The 19,564-nt window shown below is 32.6% G+C and carries 18 protein-coding genes, 1 tRNA gene and 1 pseudogene; 9 read left to right on the top strand and 11 right to left on the bottom strand.

Translation table 11 applies throughout. The features are described 5' to 3' along the window. Window positions 1–41 precede the first annotated feature (41 nt). Both ABI657_RS04650 and ABI657_RS04645 read right to left on the bottom strand, forming a co-directional pair. Entirely contained in the window at window positions 42–1,784 is a 1,743-nt protein-coding gene (locus tag ABI657_RS04650; protein ID WP_348096077.1) for a DUF885 domain-containing protein, read from the bottom strand. A 38-nt stretch (window positions 1,785–1,822) separates the two neighbouring features. Next, window positions 1,823–3,799, bottom strand: coding sequence for a dehydrogenase E1 component subunit alpha/beta (locus ABI657_RS04645; protein ID WP_348096076.1), 1,977 nt, complete (start codon window positions 3,797–3,799; stop codon window positions 1,823–1,825). 167 nt (window positions 3,800–3,966) lie between these two features. Between ABI657_RS04645 and ABI657_RS04640 the strand changes: the two genes are divergently transcribed. The 6 genes from ABI657_RS04640 (at window position 3,967) to ABI657_RS04615 (ending at window position 8,547) form a co-directional block, all read left to right on the top strand. After that, window positions 3,967–4,917: a 2-oxoglutarate and iron-dependent oxygenase domain-containing protein gene (locus ABI657_RS04640; RefSeq protein ID WP_348096075.1), complete on the top strand. Its 951-nt coding sequence runs from the start codon at window positions 3,967–3,969 to the stop codon at window positions 4,915–4,917. A gap of 76 nt (window positions 4,918–4,993) precedes the next feature. After that, complete coding sequence (locus ABI657_RS04635; protein WP_348096074.1) at window positions 4,994–5,326, top strand: translation initiation factor; 333 nt, start codon at window positions 4,994–4,996, stop codon at window positions 5,324–5,326. Window positions 5,327–5,409: 83 nt separating this feature from the next. Beyond that, window positions 5,410–6,279 carry a nucleoside phosphorylase gene (locus ABI657_RS04630; RefSeq protein WP_348096073.1) on the top strand — a complete coding sequence of 290 codons (870 nt, stop codon included), beginning with the start codon at window positions 5,410–5,412 and terminating at the stop codon, window positions 6,277–6,279. Between the two features lie 52 nt (window positions 6,280–6,331). Beyond that, window positions 6,332–6,733 carry a VOC family protein gene (locus tag ABI657_RS04625; protein ID WP_348096072.1) on the top strand — a complete coding sequence of 134 codons (402 nt, stop codon included), beginning with the start codon at window positions 6,332–6,334 and terminating at the stop codon, window positions 6,731–6,733. Between the two features lie 11 nt (window positions 6,734–6,744). Further along, complete coding sequence (locus ABI657_RS04620) at window positions 6,745–7,596, top strand: substrate-binding domain-containing protein (protein WP_348096071.1); 852 nt, start codon at window positions 6,745–6,747, stop codon at window positions 7,594–7,596. 18 nt (window positions 7,597–7,614) lie between these two features. Beyond that, a complete protein-coding gene (locus tag ABI657_RS04615) occupies window positions 7,615–8,547 on the top strand; it encodes a transglutaminase family protein (RefSeq protein WP_348096070.1) in 933 nt (310 codons plus the stop codon). A 182-nt stretch (window positions 8,548–8,729) separates the two neighbouring features. Here ABI657_RS04615 and ABI657_RS04610 read toward each other — a convergent pair whose 3' ends face one another. From ABI657_RS04610 to ABI657_RS04595, 4 genes are all read right to left on the bottom strand, one after another. After that, window positions 8,730–9,407, bottom strand: a complete 678-nt coding sequence (locus ABI657_RS04610) for a metal-dependent hydrolase (RefSeq protein ID WP_348096069.1) — start codon at window positions 9,405–9,407, stop codon at window positions 8,730–8,732. 34 nt (window positions 9,408–9,441) lie between these two features. Next, window positions 9,442–10,404, bottom strand: coding sequence for a 1,4-dihydroxy-2-naphthoate octaprenyltransferase (menA, locus tag ABI657_RS04605; RefSeq protein WP_348096068.1), 963 nt, complete (start codon window positions 10,402–10,404; stop codon window positions 9,442–9,444). A 55-nt stretch (window positions 10,405–10,459) separates the two neighbouring features. Next, the gene (locus tag ABI657_RS04600) at window positions 10,460–11,293 is read right to left on the bottom strand and encodes a 1,4-dihydroxy-2-naphthoyl-CoA synthase (protein ID WP_348096067.1); all 834 of its coding nucleotides are present in this window, start codon (window positions 11,291–11,293) and stop codon (window positions 10,460–10,462) included. Window positions 11,294–12,000: 707 nt separating this feature from the next. Further along, window positions 12,001–12,933: a LamG domain-containing protein gene (locus ABI657_RS04595; protein ID WP_348096066.1), complete on the bottom strand. Its 933-nt coding sequence runs from the start codon at window positions 12,931–12,933 to the stop codon at window positions 12,001–12,003. A 454-nt stretch (window positions 12,934–13,387) separates the two neighbouring features. Here ABI657_RS04595 and ABI657_RS04590 point away from each other — a divergent pair. Both ABI657_RS04590 and ABI657_RS04585 read left to right on the top strand, forming a co-directional pair. After that, window positions 13,388–13,468: transfer RNA gene (locus ABI657_RS04590), tRNA-Tyr, on the top strand. A gap of 531 nt (window positions 13,469–13,999) precedes the next feature. Next, window positions 14,000–14,332: a phage integrase SAM-like domain-containing protein gene (locus tag ABI657_RS04585; RefSeq protein ID WP_348096065.1), complete on the top strand. Its 333-nt coding sequence runs from the start codon at window positions 14,000–14,002 to the stop codon at window positions 14,330–14,332. A 27-nt stretch (window positions 14,333–14,359) separates the two neighbouring features. Here ABI657_RS04585 and ABI657_RS04580 read toward each other — a convergent pair. Next, window positions 14,360–14,995 (bottom strand): annotated as a pseudogene (locus ABI657_RS04580) (IS6 family transposase). A gap of 79 nt (window positions 14,996–15,074) precedes the next feature. Here ABI657_RS04580 and ABI657_RS04575 point away from each other — a divergent pair. After that, window positions 15,075–15,194 (top strand): hypothetical protein, encoded by a 120-nt coding sequence (locus tag ABI657_RS04575; RefSeq protein ID WP_348096094.1) that lies wholly within the window; start codon window positions 15,075–15,077, stop codon window positions 15,192–15,194. Window positions 15,195–15,340: 146 nt separating this feature from the next. Here ABI657_RS04575 and ABI657_RS04570 read toward each other — a convergent pair whose 3' ends face one another. From ABI657_RS04570 to ABI657_RS04555, 4 genes are all read right to left on the bottom strand, one after another. Further along, a complete protein-coding gene (locus ABI657_RS04570; RefSeq protein WP_348096064.1) occupies window positions 15,341–16,039 on the bottom strand; it encodes a 4'-phosphopantetheinyl transferase superfamily protein in 699 nt (232 codons plus the stop codon). A 285-nt stretch (window positions 16,040–16,324) separates the two neighbouring features. After that, a complete protein-coding gene (locus ABI657_RS04565; RefSeq protein ID WP_348096063.1) occupies window positions 16,325–16,483 on the bottom strand; it encodes a hypothetical protein in 159 nt (52 codons plus the stop codon). Window positions 16,484–16,692: 209 nt separating this feature from the next. After that, a complete protein-coding gene (locus ABI657_RS04560) occupies window positions 16,693–17,073 on the bottom strand; it encodes a hypothetical protein (protein WP_348096062.1) in 381 nt (126 codons plus the stop codon). Then, complete coding sequence (locus ABI657_RS04555) at window positions 17,073–19,454, bottom strand: penicillin acylase family protein (RefSeq protein WP_348096061.1); 2,382 nt, start codon at window positions 19,452–19,454, stop codon at window positions 17,073–17,075. The genes ABI657_RS04560 and ABI657_RS04555 overlap by 1 nt, the downstream gene beginning before the upstream one ends. Between the last annotated feature and the right edge of the window lie 110 nt (window positions 19,455–19,564).

Genomic DNA, 19,564 nt, shown 5'->3' with positions numbered 1-19,564 from the left:
ATCCTAAATCTAATGCGCTTTACTTTATTACAAACTTACACCTATTCTTTAGACAACATCAACTCTTTAATATATTTCACAGGAGCGCTTCCAAAGCTTAGGAATTTCTCATGAAATTGTTTCAAATTGAATTTATCTCCTTCTTGTTTTTTAAGTTCTTCCCTTAAATTGTAAATTTCAGTATATCCGGTAAAATAAGAACATAACTGGACTTGCGACAAAGTCACGCGCTTCCACTTTCCTTCCGCTTCTGCCTGTTGTTGAAAAGCTTCCTTAATAAGTAAATCCAATGCTGCATCTTTAGACATCTCTTTCGTATGAACACTAATGTCCAGGATTGTATTACAGGTAGTTCTTAAATTCCATTTATAATACATCAGCCACATTTCATCCGAATTTTTATATCCGCTTTCCAACATCATTTTTTCTGCATAAACAGCCCAACCTTCAACCATCGCTCCGTTTCCTAAAATAGATTTAATAATACTTGGAGATTGGTTGCTGTAAACCAATTGTGTATAATGTCCCGGAATCGCTTCGTGAATATTCAAGATCTGTAAAATATAATCATTGTATTCGCGTAAATAACTTTCTGAATTTTCTGCAGTCCATCCTGACATGCTTCCTACATTGTAATACGTATTGGCATTTTTATCATAAGGACCCGGAGCAGATATTGAAGCTCCGGCAACTCCAGCCATGTACGCTGGCTCTTTACGAACAACCAGAGGTTTTGAAGGATCAATATACAATAGATCTTTTGCTTTTACATAAGATGTTAGTTCCGGAATTTGTTTTTCAATTTCCGATTGGAATTTCTCCGGTGTTGTATGTTTTAATGAAATCTCGTCAATTACCTGTTTAATTAAATCCAGTTTTTGAGTTGGTTTAGGAGCATCACCTTTGTATTTTGTCCAAAGTTTATCTGCTAAAACAAACATTTTATCGTGCAGGTCTTTTTTGTGATCCAAAGCAATTTTATAAATTTCATCAGCTGAATAACCAGACTGAATATCAAAGTAGAATTTCTTGGCATATAATTCAGATCCCAGTCTAAAAGAACGCGGTGTTTTGTTTGGCAATGCTTTTAGCCATTTTGCATATTCCTTAATTGCGCTAACGGCAATTTTGGCTTTATCCACTATTTGCTTTTTCTCATCAGCATTTAGTTTGCTTTTTGCTAAGGCAGAAGCTAAATCTCCTTCAAAAACGGATGCTCCGCCTAAATTTTGTGCAATAGCTAATTCTGTGTGCTCAATAGTTGGATTTTTGATGCTCTTTTTGGCCGCTTCATAATAAGCGGGAATTTTATTCATTTTTGCATTGAAAGCACGAAGACGAACTTCTAAAGAATCGTATTTACCATTTAAAATTTCTGCAAAAGCTCCGCAGACATTATATTCAGAAGGATTCCATTCATATGATTTTAATTCTTTGATATAAAACAGATTGCTTTCCATTTGATTTTTAATCATATGAAAATCAGTTTTGTTGTTATCAGATAAACTTTGGATATCAAACTGTTTAAGTGAGTCTAATTGTGCATTTGCAAAATCCAATTGTCTTTTCTGTTCTTCGCTGTCAGGAACGACCAAAATACTATCCATTTTGTGATAACCAACACCAGATGCCCATCCCGGATTTATCTTCCATAAAGCAGTAACAAAACCATCTTTATAGGTATCAAATTTTTTATCAAGATCTTTTTCTGCTGTGTGTTTGGTACTTTCCTTGCAGGAGAAAAGTAATGTAATTGTAATAATCGAAACAAATAGTTTTTTCATATATAGTTTTATTAATTGATAAAAAGTAAATACTAATTTTAATACTCTAAAAGCTCTTTAAGCTCTTTTTCAAATCTTTCTTTTGGCAAAAATTGATCTTCAAGTGCTTTTGTAAACGGAATTGGAGAATCTAAACTTGCTACTCTTTTAACGGGAGCATCAAGAAATTCAAAGCATTCTTCCATAATTAAAGCCGAAATATCGCTCGCAATTCCACCAAATAAGGTGTCTTCCTGATATATTATTGCTTTTCCTGTTTTTTTAACAGAAGCAAAAATAGTCGCTGTATCCAAAGGCTGTAAAGTTCGTAAATCTATTAAATCAGCTTTTATTTCCGGGTATTTTTCCAAAGTTTCCAAAGCCCAGTGCACAGCAGCTCCAAAAGAAATTATAGTGATCGAATTCCCTTCTTTCAATAATGCCGCTTTTCCTAGTGGAATCGTATAATAATCGGTTGGAACATCCTGATAAACACTTCTGTATAATTGTTTGTGCTCAAAAAATAAAACCGGATTTGGATCATTAATTGAAGTATTCAATAAGCCTTTTGCATCGTATGGAAAAGCAGGATAGACAACTTTTAAACCCGGAGTTTTAGTAAACCAGGCTTCGTTTGTCTGTGAGTGAAATGGTCCTGCCTGAGTTCCGCCACCACAAGGCATCCGTATGACAACATCTGCTTTTTCTCCCCAGCGATAATGCGATTTGGCCAATAAATTTACAATTGGATTGAAACCAGTGGAAACAAAATCGGCAAACTGCATTTCAACAATTGCTTTATAACCGTTAATAGACAAACCCATTGCGGTTGAAACAACGGCACTCTCACAAATTGGAGTGTTGCGTACGCGGTCTTTTCCGAAAAATTCTACAAAGCCATCTGTAATTTTAAAAGCTCCCCCGTATTCCGCAATATCCTGTCCCATAACAATAAGATTTCTATGCAGTTGCATAGATTGTTCCAGACTATTTCTAATGGCATCTATAAAACGTATTTTTTTGGTCTCAGGAGAACAGTTAACTTCCTCATATTTAAAAGTTTTGTAAACATCATCTAATTCTCCGATGTAAGTCGGTATTATTTCAGGTTCCTCATTGGCAATAGCCAAATTTTCATCAATTTCATGTTTAATTTCACTATGAAGCTGTTCATCAAATTCAGATGTCAATACTCCGGATTCAGTCAAAAATCTTCGATAATTATTTACCGGATCTTTTTCGCTCCATTCCTCCATTAGTTCCTGCGGAACATATTTTGTACCACTCGCCTCTTCATGACCACGCATTCTAAAGGTTTTAAATTCTAATAAAACGGGATGGGGATCTTTTTGCATTTCTTCTTTTAACTGAGATAATTTATGGTAAACTTCCAAAATATTATTTCCGTCAATAATATGACTTTCAATGCCGTATCCTATTCCTTTATCGGCTAAATTTTCACAGGAATACTGTTCGTTCGTTGGTGTAGAAAGTCCGTATCCATTATTTTCAATAATAAACATTACAGGAAGTTTCCAGACTGCAGCAATATTTAAAGCTTCGTGAAAATCGCCTTCACTTGTAGCCCCTTCACCTGTAAAAACAGCTGTTATTTTTTTATTGTTTTGAAGTTTATCGGCCAAGGCAATTCCATCTGCAATCCCTAACTGTGGTCCGAGATGCGAAATCATTCCGATAATTTTATATTCCTGGGTTCCAAAGTGAAAACTTCGGTCCCTGCCTTTTGTAAAACCATTCGCTTTTCCCTGCCATTGTGAAAACAATCGATGCAACGGAATATTTCTTGAAGTAAAAACGCCCAGGTTTCTATGCATTGGCAATATATATTCAGAATCATCTAAAACAGCTGTAACCCCAACTGCAATGGCTTCCTGCCCTATTCCCGAAAACCATTTTGATACTTTTCCCTGTCGGATGAGGATGAGCATCTTTTCTTCGATTAAACGGGGCTTTAATAATTTTTTGTATAAATCTAATAATTGAGCATCCGTGAGGTCTTGTCTGTAAAAGATCATTGTTTTCCAGTTTTGTTATTTCAAAGATAAAATTTTACAACAGTTATAATAATTATTGTTATGAAATTTTAATATAACTTTTAAAATTCAAATCTAAAATATTCTCTACATTTGTAAAGCAAAAGGTTTTTAAAGACCTTTTCACAATTAAATAAACAATGTAAAGTATGCAAAACATTCCTAGTGTAGACTTACGTGATTTCCTTTCGGACGACCCGGAACGTAAACAAAAATTTGTAAATGAAATCGGCAGTGCATTTGAAAACATTGGCTTCGTAGCCCTAAAAGGTCATTTTTTGGATGATCAGCTGGTAGACGAACTTTATGGCGAAATTCGAAAATTTTTCGCCTTGCCAATTGAGACTAAGCATGAATATGAAATTCCCGGAATAGGTGGTCAAAGAGGTTATGTTTCTTTTGGAAAAGAACATGCCAAAGGACGCAAAGAGGGAGATTTGAAAGAGTTCTGGCATTTTGGGCAGTATGTAGACAAAGATTCCAAATATGCTTCAGAATATCCGGATAATGTTGAAGTGAAAGAGTTGACCCGTTTTAATATTGTAGGCAAGGAAGCCTATCAAATGCTGGAAAAAACAGGTGTTTATGTATTAAGAGCCCTTGCTCTGCATTTAGGTATGGATGAATTTTATTTTGACCAGTACGCCAAAGAAGGAAATTCCATTTTAAGGCCGATACATTATCCGCCAATTACTTCTGAACCGGAAAATGCCATTCGTGCAGCTGCGCACGGCGATATTAACCTGATTACGCTTTTAATGGGAGCGCAAGGTAAAGGATTACAGGTTCAAAATCATGATGGTGAATGGATTGATGCCATTGCACAAGATGATGAATTGGTAATTAATGTAGGTGATATGTTGTCCAGACATACTAATAATAAACTAAAATCGACTATTCATCAGGTAGTTAATCCGCCAAGAGAATTATGGGGAAACTCACGTTATTCGATCCCGTTTTTCATGCATCCTGTAAGCGATATGCGTCTGGATTGTTTAGAAAACTGTATTGATGCCGAAAACCCTAAGAAATTCGAGGATATTACAGCCGGAGATTATTTATACGAACGTTTAGTAGATTTGGGTTTAATAAAAAAATAATCTTTAAATTTACGAGAAGTAATAAAAAGACATTGAGTTCCTGCTTAATGTCTTTTTAATTTTAAAAAATGACATAATGGACTTTAAAGACCAACTTAAAAATTTATTTCCAGATCATATAGAATCAAACGAACCGCAAGAAGTTCAACAGCAGGAACATGTGCTTTATGTACAAAATGAACCTATGGTCTGCAAATTCGAAAAACGAAAAGGAAAAGCAACAACCATAATAGAAGGCTATGAAGGATCTGATGAGGATTTTAAAATCCTGGCCAAGGAAATTAAAACAAAACTGAGTGTTGGCGGGACTTTTAAAGATGATTCCATTATTATTCAGGGAGATTATCGCGATAAAATAATGGCTATTTTAAAAGAAAAAGGCTTTAAAACAAAACGGGTTGGAGGTTGAAAAGTTTCAGGTTTCACGTATCAAGTTATAGTGAAGCAAAAAACTTAGAATCTTAGCAACTCAGCACCTAGTAACTTAAAAAAATGATACAAACATCAGAATTAATACTAAATCCGGACGGAAGTGTTTATCACCTGAACCTTCGTCCTGAACACATTGCTCACGATATAATTTTTGTTGGAGATCAGAACAGGGTTGAAAAAATCACTCAGTTTTTTGATTCGATTGAATATTCAACACAAAAAAGAGAATTTAAAACCCAAACCGGAATCTACAAAGGAAAACGAATTTCGGTAATCTCAACAGGGATTGGGCCTGATAATATTGATATTGTCCTGAACGAATTAGATGCTCTGGTCAATATTGATTTAGAAACCCGTTTGCCAAAAGAAAATTTAACTTCTTTGAATATTATCAGAATTGGAACTTCGGGCTCTTTGCAGGCAGATATACCTGTAGACAGTTTTGTGATGTCAAAATTCGGATTAGGATTAGATAATATGCTCCGCTCCTATTTAATTGATGAAGTTTCTCAGAATGCACTTGAAGATGCTTTTATCATACATACCAATTGGGATATCCGCAAAGGAAGACCGTACGCAATTGCCTGTTCAGAAAAATTAGAGAAAATCATTGAAAGTGATAAAATATTTAAAGGAATTACTGCCACAGCCGGTGGCTTTTATGGCCCACAAGGACGAGTTTTACGTTTAAATATTCAGGATAAGGAATTAAACAACAAAATGGATAATTTTAATTTTAATGATAACCGAATCACCAATTTAGAAATGGAAACGGCAGCAATTTATGGACTTTCGGCATTATTAGGTCATAATGCACTGTCATTGAATGCGATTATTGCCAATCGTGCGTCGGGAACTTTCAGCGAAGATCCTTATAAAGCCGTTGATGAGTTGATTGCATATACGTTAAATAAATTGGCGGGAAAATAATGAAATAATTAGTCTATTTGAAAATTAGATAATTTTATTTAAAATTAAAACTATGATTTTAAGAGTTGCCCGGCATACAAATGATCTAAAGAATATTGAAGATTTTTATATCAAGATTTTAGGTTTTGAAAGACTCGGCGGTTTTCAAAATCATAATAATTATGATGGTGTTTTTATTGGAAAACCAGATTTAGACTGGCATTTTGAATTTACCAAATCTCATGTAAATGCAAATCATTTATCTGATGAAGATGATATAATTGTATTATATCCAAAAACAGATCTTGAATATAATTTCCTGATTAACAAAATACTGATTAACAATATTTCAATCATAACTGCAATTAATCCTTATTGGAAAGAAAACGGAAAAATGTTTCTTGATCCTGATGGGTATCGCATAGTTATTTCAAATTTAAAAACAACAAATAATTTAATAAAACAAACAACTTAACTTAAACTATAATGAAAACTGTAAAAATTGTAGGTGTTCCTGAACACTTCAATTTGCCATGGCAACTTTGCATTGAAAATGGTGAATTTGAAGCTGAAGATATTGATTTACAATGGAACAATATTCCAGAAGGAACGGGAAAAATGTGTCAGATGCTTCGTGATGGTGAAACTGATATTGCTGTTATTTTAACTGAAGGCATCATAAAAGATATAGTTGCCGGAAATACAAGTAAAATTGTTCAGATTTATGTACAATCCCCGTTGATCTGGGGTATTCATGTTGCATCAAAATCAGATTTTAATTCTGTAAAAGATCTTAAAGATAAAAAAATTGCTATTTCCAGATTAGGTTCAGGATCACAATTAATGGCTTTTGTAAATGCAAATGAACAAGGCTGGGAAACAGATAATTTACAATTCGTCATTATCAATACAATTGATGGTGCTGTTGAAGCTTTGACAAACCTGACCGCAGATTATTTTATGTGGGAGCGTTTTATGACTAAACCTCTTGTCGATAACGGTATTTTTAGACGTATTGGTGATTGTCCTACTCCGTGGCCATCTTTCGTAATTACAGTCCGAGATGAATTTTTGAAAAAAAATCCTAAGACTGTCGAAAAAATCCTTGAAATCATTAACAATACGACCCACCATTTTACTCAAATTCCAAATATAGACCATACACTAGCAGGGCTTTTTAATCAAAAAATCGAAGATATTCAGGAGTGGTTAAAACTAACACAATGGTCACAAAAAAATTTAACCGAAAAAGCTTTTATTAAAATTCAAAATCAGTTATTTGATCTGGGTATTATTGATAAAAAAGCTACTTTTGCTGAAACCGTAAAAGCATTTTAAAAACTGCTTTTTATTGCTATGATAAAAATTCCAAAAATTGACTTTCCGCAATTAAAATCCAAATTACAGGTGAAATCTCCCTGGGACAGGATGATTATTATGGTATTAAGTCTTTTGGTGACCATTCCAATTTTTATTATTCTGCATCAGAATTTAATTGATTTAAACTGGCCATTTAATCTGGATAGGATTTTTATTTTTATATTTCTTCTGGCTGTTATTTTCTTTCTTTTGATGTTGTTGAGAACTATTATACTAATTTGCATAGCTGTCTATTTATTAGTGCTGTTTTATGGAACTGTTATTGGAAATTATGGTTTTACTGAAATCTCAGAAGATTATAATTCAATGGTTTATACAATGTCAGATAATCCTTTTCCTCAGGATATTATTGTAGCAAAATTGCTGCCTTTTCCAAATAAATCCAAGATAATTAATGCTATTGAATATCAGAATCCTAAAGTCAGGAATTTTGCCATTATGGCTACAAATGAGCATTTTAAAGGTATAAAGGGATACTCAGATTATAGGACTATAATTCAGTGTTTTGCCGTATTTAAGGAAATCAATAGTAGATGGAACTATGTAAATGATCCTAAAGAAGGCGATTATATTGCCACTGCAAGCGAATCATTGCAATATTTTTCAGGAGATTGCGACGATCATTCTATTTTAATGGCTGCTTCTGTCCGGTCTATTGGGGGAACTCCAAGACTGATCCATACCAAAGGGCATATTTATCCAGAAATTCTTATTGGTTCTTTAATTGATTTGGAAAAAGTAAATTATCTTATAAAAAATGTTTTATTTGTTAGAGAAAGCAAAAATAAAAAACTTCATTATCATATCGATGAACGTGGCCAGGTTTGGCTTAACCTTGATTATACAGCCAAATACCCGGGAGGCCCGTTTATGTATGAAGAAATCTTGGGAGCTTTAACATTGAATTAATTTTACATTATTTATTGAAATAAAACAAGATTTCATAATTTAAAATTCATTAAAATTCTCTGTTTGCGTTAATTGGTTTTTAACACAGAAGCCATAGCCCTAATGGAAGCGGCATCCTTTTTTATGGCTTTTATTGCCATAAAAAAGATATAGCGGACAGTAGGAATTAGCTCCTGAGAAAATTATAATTCAATAGAGGCACCAATTTCGAGTAGCATTAAGTCTTTTCCTTTGTCAAAAAACTTTTTAATTGCTTGTTCATGATTGATTTCGATATAACCAAAAGTATCGAAATGGTAACCAAGAATTTTATCACAGTCCAAAAAATCTGAAGCGATGATTGCGTCTTCGACATCCATAGTAAAATTATTTCCTATTGGAAGTATCGCCAGATCAAGTTTGGTACGCATTGGAATAAGTTTCATATCCATTGTTAAAGCTGTATCACCGGCAATATAAATATTTTTATGTTCACATTCTATGACAAAACCACCAGGATTTCCGCCATAACTTCCATCAGGAAATGAGCTTGAATGAACAGCATTTACATATTTTACTTTTCCAAAATCAAAATTCCAGCTTCCGCCGTGGTTCATTGGATGCGCCTTAAAACCTGATTTTGCATAATAACTTGCTATTTCAGCATTGGAAATTATTGTTGCCTGGGTTCGATTTGCAATACTTTCGACATCCAGGACATGATCACTATGTGCGTGAGTAAGCAAAATGTAATCGGCTCTTAGCGTATTTATGTCAATCGCAGAAGCTTGGGGATTTCCCGTTATAAAGGGATCAACAATAATGTGCTTTCCTCCTACTTCAATTCCTAAAGAAGCATGACCGTAAAATGTAATTTTCATTTTATAAAAATTTAAAAGTTAAATATGATATCATTTATCTTCCTCCTAAGAACAGATTTACAATAACGTCTGAAATTAATGATACCATGCACAATATCAACAATATAGAAAGCAGAAAAGTACTAAGGGCAAGTTTTTTTAATTCCGGATCCAGTAATTTTGGGTTTTTATTTTTGTAGACTGTAAGCAAATGTTTGGTAAGCGGTATATAAGCCAATAAAAATAAATACTGATCAAAGCGGTAATTGCTTAAAACAGCAAATGGAATTATGAGAATCATAGCTGTGATAATCAATGAATAATGATACATTTTTGCTTTATCTCCTCCAATTTTTACTACAATCGTATTTTTATCTGATTTTCTATCCGATTCTTCATCTCGCATATTGTTGAGATTTAAAACTCCAACGCTTAATAAACCAATTGAAATTGCCGGTAGAATTAAAAGTGGATCTATTTCTTTTGAATATAGAAAATTAACTCCTAAAGTACTAACCAAACCAAAGAACAAAAATACAAAAACATCACCGAAGCCTTTGTATCCATAAGCTGAATTGCCGATAGTATAACGAATAGCAGAAGCAATCGCTGTAATTCCCAGCAATAAGAAAAAAACAGAATAAATAAAATTAGTTTCGCCGAAAGAAAAATAAATCAGAATAATAGCGGACAAAAGTGTTAATAATGATGTAATTATAATTGCTCTTTTCATTGCATAAGGCGAGATTACACCACTCTGTATAGCTCTCTGCGGACCAACTCTGTCAGCATTATCAGTACCTTTTATCCCATCTCCGTAATCATTTGCAAAATTGGACAAAATTTGCAGGCCAAGAGTTGTTAGAATTGCAAAGCCAAAAATTTTCCAGCTAAAAACTTCTGTTGGTGTAATAATTTCAGCTGTTGGATGTGATAAGGCATAAATACTTCCCACTATAATCCCGGAAACTGATAAAGGTAATGTGCGTAATCTGGCTGCTTCAATCCAATGTTTCATTCTGTTTTTTATTTTATGTTTTTTCAAGTTTAATCAAGAGCTGCAAACTAAATTATTATGGCAGCCATTTATTTTCGCCAAAATTTGGTTTTCTTTTTTCTAAAAAGGCATTTCTTCCTTCTTTTGCTTCTTCAGTCATATACGCCAAACGTGTGGCTTCACCTGCAAAAACTTGCTGCCCGACCATTCCGTCGTCAGTCAGATTCATTGCAAATTTCAGCATTTTTATAGATGTAGGTGATTTTTGAAGAATTTCCTGAGCCCATTGATAAGCAGTTGCTTCTAATTCATCATGTGGAATTACAGCATTTACCATTCCCATATCCATTGCCTCTTGTGCCGAATAATTTCGTCCCAGAAAGAAGATTTCACGTGCTTTTTTTTGACCCACCATTTTTGCTAAATAAGCAGAACCGTAACCGCCGTCAAAACTGGTTACATCAGCATCTGTTTGTTTAAAAACTGCGTGTTCCTTACTAGCCAAAGTCAAATCACAAACTACATGTAAACTATGACCGCCACCTACAGCCCAGCCAGGAACAACTGCAATAACTACTTTTGGCATAAAACGAATTAAACGTTGTACTTCAAGAATATTCAAGCGATGTTGACCGTCATCGCCAACATACCCCTGATGACCACGGGCATTCTGATCACCACCACTACAAAATGAGTACACCCCATCTTTTGTTGAAGGACCTTCTGCAGAAAGCAAAACCACGCCTATTGAAGTATCTTCCTGTGCATTATAAAATGCCTGATATAACTCGGAAGTAGTCTTTGGACGAAATGCATTTCTTACATTTGGCCTATTGAAAGCAATTCTTGCAACTCCATTACATTTTTTATAGGTTATATCTTCAAATTCTTTGGCAGTGATCCAATCCATTCCTTTTATTTGATTTATGATTATTATAGTGTAAAAATAAACCATTTTTTACATTTCACCTAAGTAAATTGTGTTAACTAAAAGTGTAATGCCTAATCAAATAATTTTATTGATTTGAAAAAATAAAAAAAAGGATATTTTAACATTTGCTTTAAAAAAAAAAATAGTACTTTTATGCTCTAGAAATCAATAACATATGTTTTTATTTATTGATTTTTAGATTGATTTTCTTTCACTAATTTATTAACCTAAAAAATGTTTTTTTGAGAAAAATTAAAAAATTTGTCGCTCCTTTTTTTATGGTTTTTAATTATAAAATAAATGAGCAAATGATTTATTCATTTATTCCGACTTCAAAAGAAAGATAGTAACACCTAAGGTTAAAATTGTGGATTTTTTTCAATTTATTAACTAAACGAAATTGATTAGTTAATTTTGAATTGAAATTTCCTATAAAAGTATTATCAACCAATGGGTCTGCCGTGAAATTGATTTTTTGTTATTGAATTTTGGATGTATCATTTAATACCTAATTTTAAAAAGTAATTTTCTAAAAACTTAAGAGTCTTATTTTTTAAATAAATTTGAATTATTTTATTTCTGTTTTTTTTAATTACAATTTTTTTAAAACTAGAATAAAAAAAGAAAAGCTATTCATATGAATAGCTTTTCTTGATTTTGTACTCTTTAAAAGAATTCGATTGTAATTATTTAGAAGTAACCTTTTTAGTTGGCAAATTAGTAATTTTCAATAAATAAGTACCTTCCGGCAAATCATTCATGTTTATTTCCTGAGAATTATTGCTTAAAACTTTTTCGCCCTGTGAAAATATTTCTACCTTTTTTATTTTCAATGTTTTTCTTTTAATAATTGATTCAGAATTTTCAACAACTTTAGATTTAGGATTAGAAGTTGTTACGATTTCTTTTTTTGATGCAATTGATTCTTTAGTTTCTAATGAAACGGTTTCTTTAGCAAGTAATGGTTTTGAAGAATTATATAGACTCAATATCTCATGTTCTGATAATGCTATGCTGTAGATTTTCAAATCGTCAATATCAGCGTTGATTCCAATAGTTGTATTAATTTCACCTAATCTGAATATTGTTCCTTTTGTATTTCTTAAAATTCCTTTTATTGCTTTTATTAATTGTCCGTTTCTATAGATTTTTGAGATTTTTCCATCAAAAGTAACACTGTAATTATACCATGTATTGATTTCTAAAGGAGTATTGACAATAATATCATTTGATGCTCCCCAACCTGCTAAACTTAAATTTGAATTTGATGAAGCTGCACCCTGATGTAATAATCCAAAATATTGAGAATTATAAGCAGTACCGTATCCCCATATATAATTTGCTAAGGAAATATCATTCATTTTTACCCATATTGTAATAGTTCTTTGACTATTATATTGTGGCAAATCATCAATTGTCGCTTCTAATGCCTTATTAGTTAATCTTTGGGCATTATTTGCTATCCCCATTCTATCTGTTACATAATTTTCTGAACCCATAAAAGAAATGGTATTTTTTGTGTTATCAAGTGTACCATTAAAATTAAATTCATGAATAGGTTCTTGTGCATTAACTTTTACTGAGCAGATAATTATGAATGCAAGGATCAATTTTTTCATTATGCAAATTTGTAAGAGTTGTAAAAAAGCTCTTGTGTTTACTGATACTAAAGTAAATTATTAAACATTTTAACAGCAATTATATCGTTAATAAACCAAAAAAGCCGTTTAAAAACATTAAATTATTATTCTTAATTTAATGATAATTTTATTTTCTTTGCTAAAGAATTTATCAACTGCTCGATTATTCGATAGGATACAATTTGATTTCCTACGTATTAATACTGGTAAGCGAAATAAAAGATAAAAATGTATTATTAGAATTATTATTTATTATTTTCAATAAGGTTTTTATTAGATGAAAAAAAATATAAGAGTAAAATTTAATTATTTTATTCAATACCAATTAGTTAAAAAATAACTTTAAATTTAGTTTGATTTTAGTTTGCAAACAACAAAAACGTTTATATATTTGCAACCGCTTAGAACAACAAGGCGCAAGAATGCAAGCTTTGGGGAGATACTCAAGCGGCCAACGAGGGCAGACTGTAAATCTGCTGTGTAAACTTCGCAGGTTCGAATCCTGCTCTCCCCACAAAAAGGGTAAAAGAGGTAAAAAGATCACTTTTTCAATCTTTTCAAAAACCCATAAAAAACGTGGTAAAACCTGCAAATCTTAGGATTCGCAGGTTTTTTTCTTTTACTGCACTTTTCAATTTTTATAATATTGCTCAAAAGTTTTGTGGCACATTCGTAGCACATTTGGGTCTCGACAAAATGAGCCACAGAATTGCACCTGAACTCCCATAAACAAAGGATTAAGGAGGTTAACGACTTGTTTTAATCACGCTATAATTCTATATTTATTAATTTAATCATTGAATTATGTTAGAGAGCAGCTTTGGTTGGTTTTCTTTTTGAAAATTCCCCGCAATGACAGTAAAATTAGAACCGTTTATCTTAGGATAACTGTTGGTATTCCGAAAGAAACTTCTACTAAACGCAAGTGGGACATGACTCGATGGGATCAAAAAAATGAACGGGCAATACGTACAAAAGAAGATGCCCGATCTTTAAATATTTTTCTTCATTAGTATTAAAAGTTAATGAATACAAAACCGAAATCATGTACAGCGGCAAACCGATAACTGCCGAAAAGGTCATGAATTATGTTTTAGGAAAAATTGCACAAAAGGTTAAAGTGGTGGATGAATTTAAAAAGCATAATGAGGAAATGCAAGCATTGCTTGCAAAAGGATATGCAAAAGGCATCCTTGACAAATTCACTATCACATTACATCATTTACAAGCATTTCTCAACTGCAAGTTTAATACGTCTAATGTTGAGTTCTCAGATTTGAATCTTGAATTTGTAAAATATTTTGAATTTTACTTAAGGACGGTTAGAAAGGTTCTGTCGCATTTACCATATAAAAACAGAAAGAAATCGAAGATTTAAAATTATGCAGCTAATTTACAAAATGATTTAAACATAGCTGTTCCGGATCCAATAATTCTTTCTTAGCATATACAAAACTTCAATTCCACTCAAGGTTCCTTTGGCTGATTCAAATTTTTTAAAGCCTAACCCGTTTTGTATCCTCCATTTTATAAATAGATGGTCTTGTTCTACAATATTGTTGAGATGTTTACACTGTCGGATTTTAATCTTCTAGAACGAGCGCTTGTTATAGACTTTGATAGCGGAAGTATTAGAACTACTTTTATCAATATTTATTACTCTTGTCCTGTAGTTATTATTAAATGCTTTAATTAGAAATGACTGCACACTCATTCTCTGTCTTTTTCTGGTCAAAAGAAAGTGTACTGTATTGCCTAATTTATCTACCGCTCGATATAAATAACACCAAAAACCTTTTACTTTGATATTGGTATCATCCAATCTCCAACTCGCCCCTACTATGCCTTTTCTCTTCTTCATCTCTGACTTAACCAAAGGTGTAAACTTATAAACCCAACGCTGAATCGTGGCATGATCCACAAGCACTCCTCTAATCTTCATTATTTCTTCAACATCGCGGTAACTAAGTGTAAATCTTAATTTGAAATATACCACCTGAAGAATTATGTATTTTGGATAAAAATGACCTCTAGCACTCATTTTTGATCGGTTTAAAGTTCTAAGATAAAAGTTATTCCCAGATGCGACAGAACCCACAGTTGAATCTTGGCATGAAGTTATTGCAGAACAAACAATTGCAGATGCAATTTTAGATAGAATCGTTCAAAATGCTCTTCGGATAGAATTAAAAGAAGAATCAATTAGAAAAAAGAAAATAGAAAAACAACCCATAGAGTAAAATAATTTTATATTTTTAAACTACTTTTTATACACCTTTTTGAGTTCATTTATGCTGCTCAATTTCATCCAGAATTAGGTGCTCACTTTGTCCAGTATATCCAGTCAGAGCCTATTGAATACTTCATAACTCCATTATTTGAGTTCTTAAAATAGTACATGGGTTTCCTGAACTCTTATCAGATCATTCTTTGCAGTAATCGAGCAGTATTTGTTATCAATTTTAAAACTTTTTGTATACCAGGTATCACCATCATAAGTTGTATAACTTTTAACTACGTCTATTTCGGTCAGAGGAATAGTCATTCCTTTTCCAATAGCTTTGATAACGGATTCCTTTTTAGTCCAGAATTCATAAAATTTATCTAGTCCCAGGCTATTTATTTCTTCAAATTCTCTGGACGAAAAAACATTTTCGAATAAGGAATAATCGATATCATTGATCTCTTCTATATCGATTCCTATTTGTTGTTTGCTAAAAACACATACCACAGTATTGCCGCTATGAGAAATATTAAAGTTAAAGTTGCTGTCTAGCATAAATGGTTTTCCATATTTGTCCTTTATGATTTTCTCAAACTGAAAGGAATTAGATCCCAATATATAAGATCCCATGTAGACAAGTAGTTTTCCGAAAAGGCAGTTGTATCTGTCATCTAGTTTTCTATACTTAAGAACTTCCTGTTTAAATTTTTGAGGTAAGAATTCCAGATAATATTTTAAAATATCTAGATCGGTATTGCAATCATTAGAATATTGAAATAAGTAATATTCATCGTCTTTTAAATCAATTTTAGGTATCGATTTAAAATCACTAAAAGCTAAGTAATGTCTCGAATTTTGCATGATCGTATTGATGTGTTCTAAAAAATATACAATGAAGTTTCATTCTATATTTAGACTATCGATATTTATAATTTAGATTTCAACAATACAATAAGTACCATTGAATATATGTTTTCAGTATTTTATAATTTCATCAATGGTGATTAACCCATGACAAAACTTTTAACTGTATTATATTCTAACAGAATATAAAAGATCTGATGTAAATAAACGAAGTTTTAAAACCAATGAAACTCGTTAGAACATCTACTCATTTGAATTACAACTTCAGTGAGATTTTATTATCTAAGATGGATTGCTAAATAAAGCGGCCTTTAATGGACAAATTGTCTTATTTTTTACAGCAGCATCTGATACGGATTCTCCTTGTTTCATTATACTTAATTTAAGCGGACATACTACTCCTTTATTAGCACAATTACATTTTGGCTTACGATCTTTCATCTTTCTGGTTTTTTAAGTTATCAATACGTTTTTAAGCCATTGGTTTGCTTCAGTTAGATAAACTGCCACATTAAAGCCTATTGCGCCAGTAGCGTTTTTTATAAATAAAAACGATTTGTCTATATTCAAAGGATAAATAACAGAACTGCTTGTCGGTGTAATTATCAGGGCATCGTCACCGTTTTACAGTCTGTTTTGAGCTATAATTCTTAAGAAGTCAGTGCCTGATTGTTTTTTACAAGTTTTCGATCTGCAACCAGCACTCCAAATTTAAAACCAAAAGCGAAGAGGATGGCTGTATTCAAAGCACTAAATAATGGAAACAACACGTAGATGAATACACTTGATAATCCGAGATTAACAAAGAGACTTTTTACATATACTACACGAGATTCATAGAGTAGAAATACAGCAGTAAATACGATAAGTCCAATAATAAAATGTTTCAAAAAAACTCTTTTACGTTCAATTTTAAAACCAGCCATAAAGCCTATTAAAATTGTAAATATCAATATAATGGTATAGTTATTTATTAAAAATTGTGCTAGCAATACAACTATAAAGGGTAGGTAATTCAGTATCTTTTTCATTAGTTAAATTTTATTACGTTTTTAATTTTTTCTAGTTTACCAGGATTGTTTTCAAATTGCGCTTCTTTGTATTGTCCTTTACTCCACGGTTCAATTTGATCTTTGTAATGTATTGAGTTTATAAGTCCGCTCTGACCTCCGGCCAAAATAGTATGTGCCTGTATTTTTCCGCCTTTCACTTCATACACAGCACGAAAAACAGGGTGAAATGTTTTGGTATTGATGTTGATTGTATTGATGTTTCCACCCGCATTCTCCACTTTTTCTCCAAGTCCGGGAATAAACAATATGTTATTGATATCAAAGTTCGAAATAGTCTTGTAGGTAACACTTTTCCATCCATTACCATATTGTTTGGTTAAAGTGTCCAGTGTTTTTTCGAAAATTCCGTCTACTATTTTTTGCTTGTTGTCTGCAGGAATGGTGTATTTTTTATCGTTCAGGTATTTTATAAAATACTCCAAAGAAGGTTCTTGCTTGACCTGCAGTTTGTTTTTTGCAAATTCCTTTGCTTCGGCTATCGATGCATTTCTTAATGTTTCATAAATCAGGGCCTGATTTTCCTGACCACTCATAGTACCATCCCAGTTTTTTAGCTCTTTGACAATATCGCTGTACTTGCTTTTTAATTTATAATTGTTCATTAAGGTTTTAAAATCTTCAAGCGAAATATCGACAATATCACTTTGCATTTTCTGAATGTCTTTTACAGTCCAGTTTTTATTTTTTTCTAATAAAGAATAAATACGTTTTGCTCTGTAATTGTCTTTAGCACCGTGCGCTCCAAAATAAACATTATTCTGAATAGGCTGTTGGTTGGCGGAGAACAAAAAACCTTTATCGGGATTGTAAGCCGACCAAAAAGAATTTAGGGGTTTTGCCGGTGTGTATTTTTTGGTACCATCAAGCAACTGACCTACATATCCGGAACTTCTTTCTGGTAATTGACCTGCGCATACAATTCCTATATTATTGTTTACATCGCTATAGGCAAAGTTTTGCGGCGGATAACTATACTCCTTTAAGGCTGTCGAAAATCCGTCCCAGTTTTGGCTTTTCATCACTTCGTACATGGCTTTTGTAGAATTGCTTTTTTCTGCAGCATACCAGTGTTGCGCATAGTACTGACCATCCTCTTCCTTAATCACTTTACCGTGAACGGTACTTTTGGATTTTTCGATATAATCAGGTTTTCCTTTTATTCTTATAGTGTAATTTTTGATTGTAAAAGGAATCCATTTTCCTTCATAAAGGTATAAGCTGTCATTTTTTACCTGAAGCTTGTATCGGTCAACCAGATCCCATTCTCCGTTGGTAATTCCCCATGAAATTTTATCATTATGACCGCTTACAATTACCGGGACACCAGGAATTGTAAATCCGTAAACTTTAAAATTATCTGTTGCGAGGTGCGCTTCATAAAATGCTTCGGGAAGCGTTAAGAACAAATGAGGATCATTGGCCAAGATATTCTGCTTGCTTTTTGTTTTTGTATTATTAACCACCCAGTTGTTACTACCAATACCCTGATAAAATTTATGATTTCTCATTAATGCACCGCCTAAATCAAATATAGATTGTTCTTTTTTCTCACTTTTAACAGCAGTAATATTTGAAGAGCGTACTTCTAAATTGGGTGTCCTTAAGCTTGAGGGTACTAAATTAGCCGGCAGAATGGCATTGATTCCATCTGGTCTTAGCGGATAAAAGTAGTTTCTAATTTGCTCCGGCAATTCCTGATAAATTTCCTGCTGATCGATATGATGGTCAAAATAAGTAAGTGTATAGCTCATATACCATGTAGAAAGCAAAGAATATTCTGTTTTCCATTTTCTTGGTGCCGTTCCTAATGCTTTATAGATAGGGTCTGAATTTTCATTATTTTGCAAATAAGCATTTACACCGTCAGAATAAGCCTGAAGATAGGCATAGAACTCCGGGTTTTCTTTTTTATACGTTTTCAGAAGCGCTACCGACTTTTGCTCAAATTCGTATTGTTTCCAAAACTTATCAGACTTTAGTGTTCCTGCCCACAAAAGTTCAGATACTCTTCCTTGCACAATTCTTGAAATCATTTCCATTTGAAAATAACGGTCTTTTGCATGCATATAGCCTAATCCGTATGCTACTGCATTTTTTGATGCAGCATAAATATGAGGAATTCCAGAATCATCAACATATATATCTAATTTTCGATTCGTATGCAGTTCTCGTGTCCCGTTACTTTGTAACGGTACCGATAATAAACCGGTTTTATAAGATGTTAATTCGCCCAGCGAACCAAATGGGCCCAAATTAAATGTCGTTACAAATATCCATGCTAAGAATAATAGTCCAACCAGTACTATTTTAATTCTTTTAATTGTTTTATTTTTTTTCATTATTTCATTTTTTGAGATTATATCTTTACTAATGGATTGGTTTTTATTTCATAACTATGATCTTAAAAAGTACGACGCATCCTTCTCCTTGTACTTTGCCGTAAAAGGAC

The sequence above is a fragment of the Flavobacterium sp. genome (genome assembly GCF_039930565.1).
In the GTDB taxonomy this organism is placed as follows: domain Bacteria; phylum Bacteroidota; class Bacteroidia; order Flavobacteriales; family Flavobacteriaceae; genus Flavobacterium.
The sequence above is the reverse complement of the archived record's forward strand: the minus strand, read 5'-3'. Positions and strand labels throughout refer to the sequence as shown.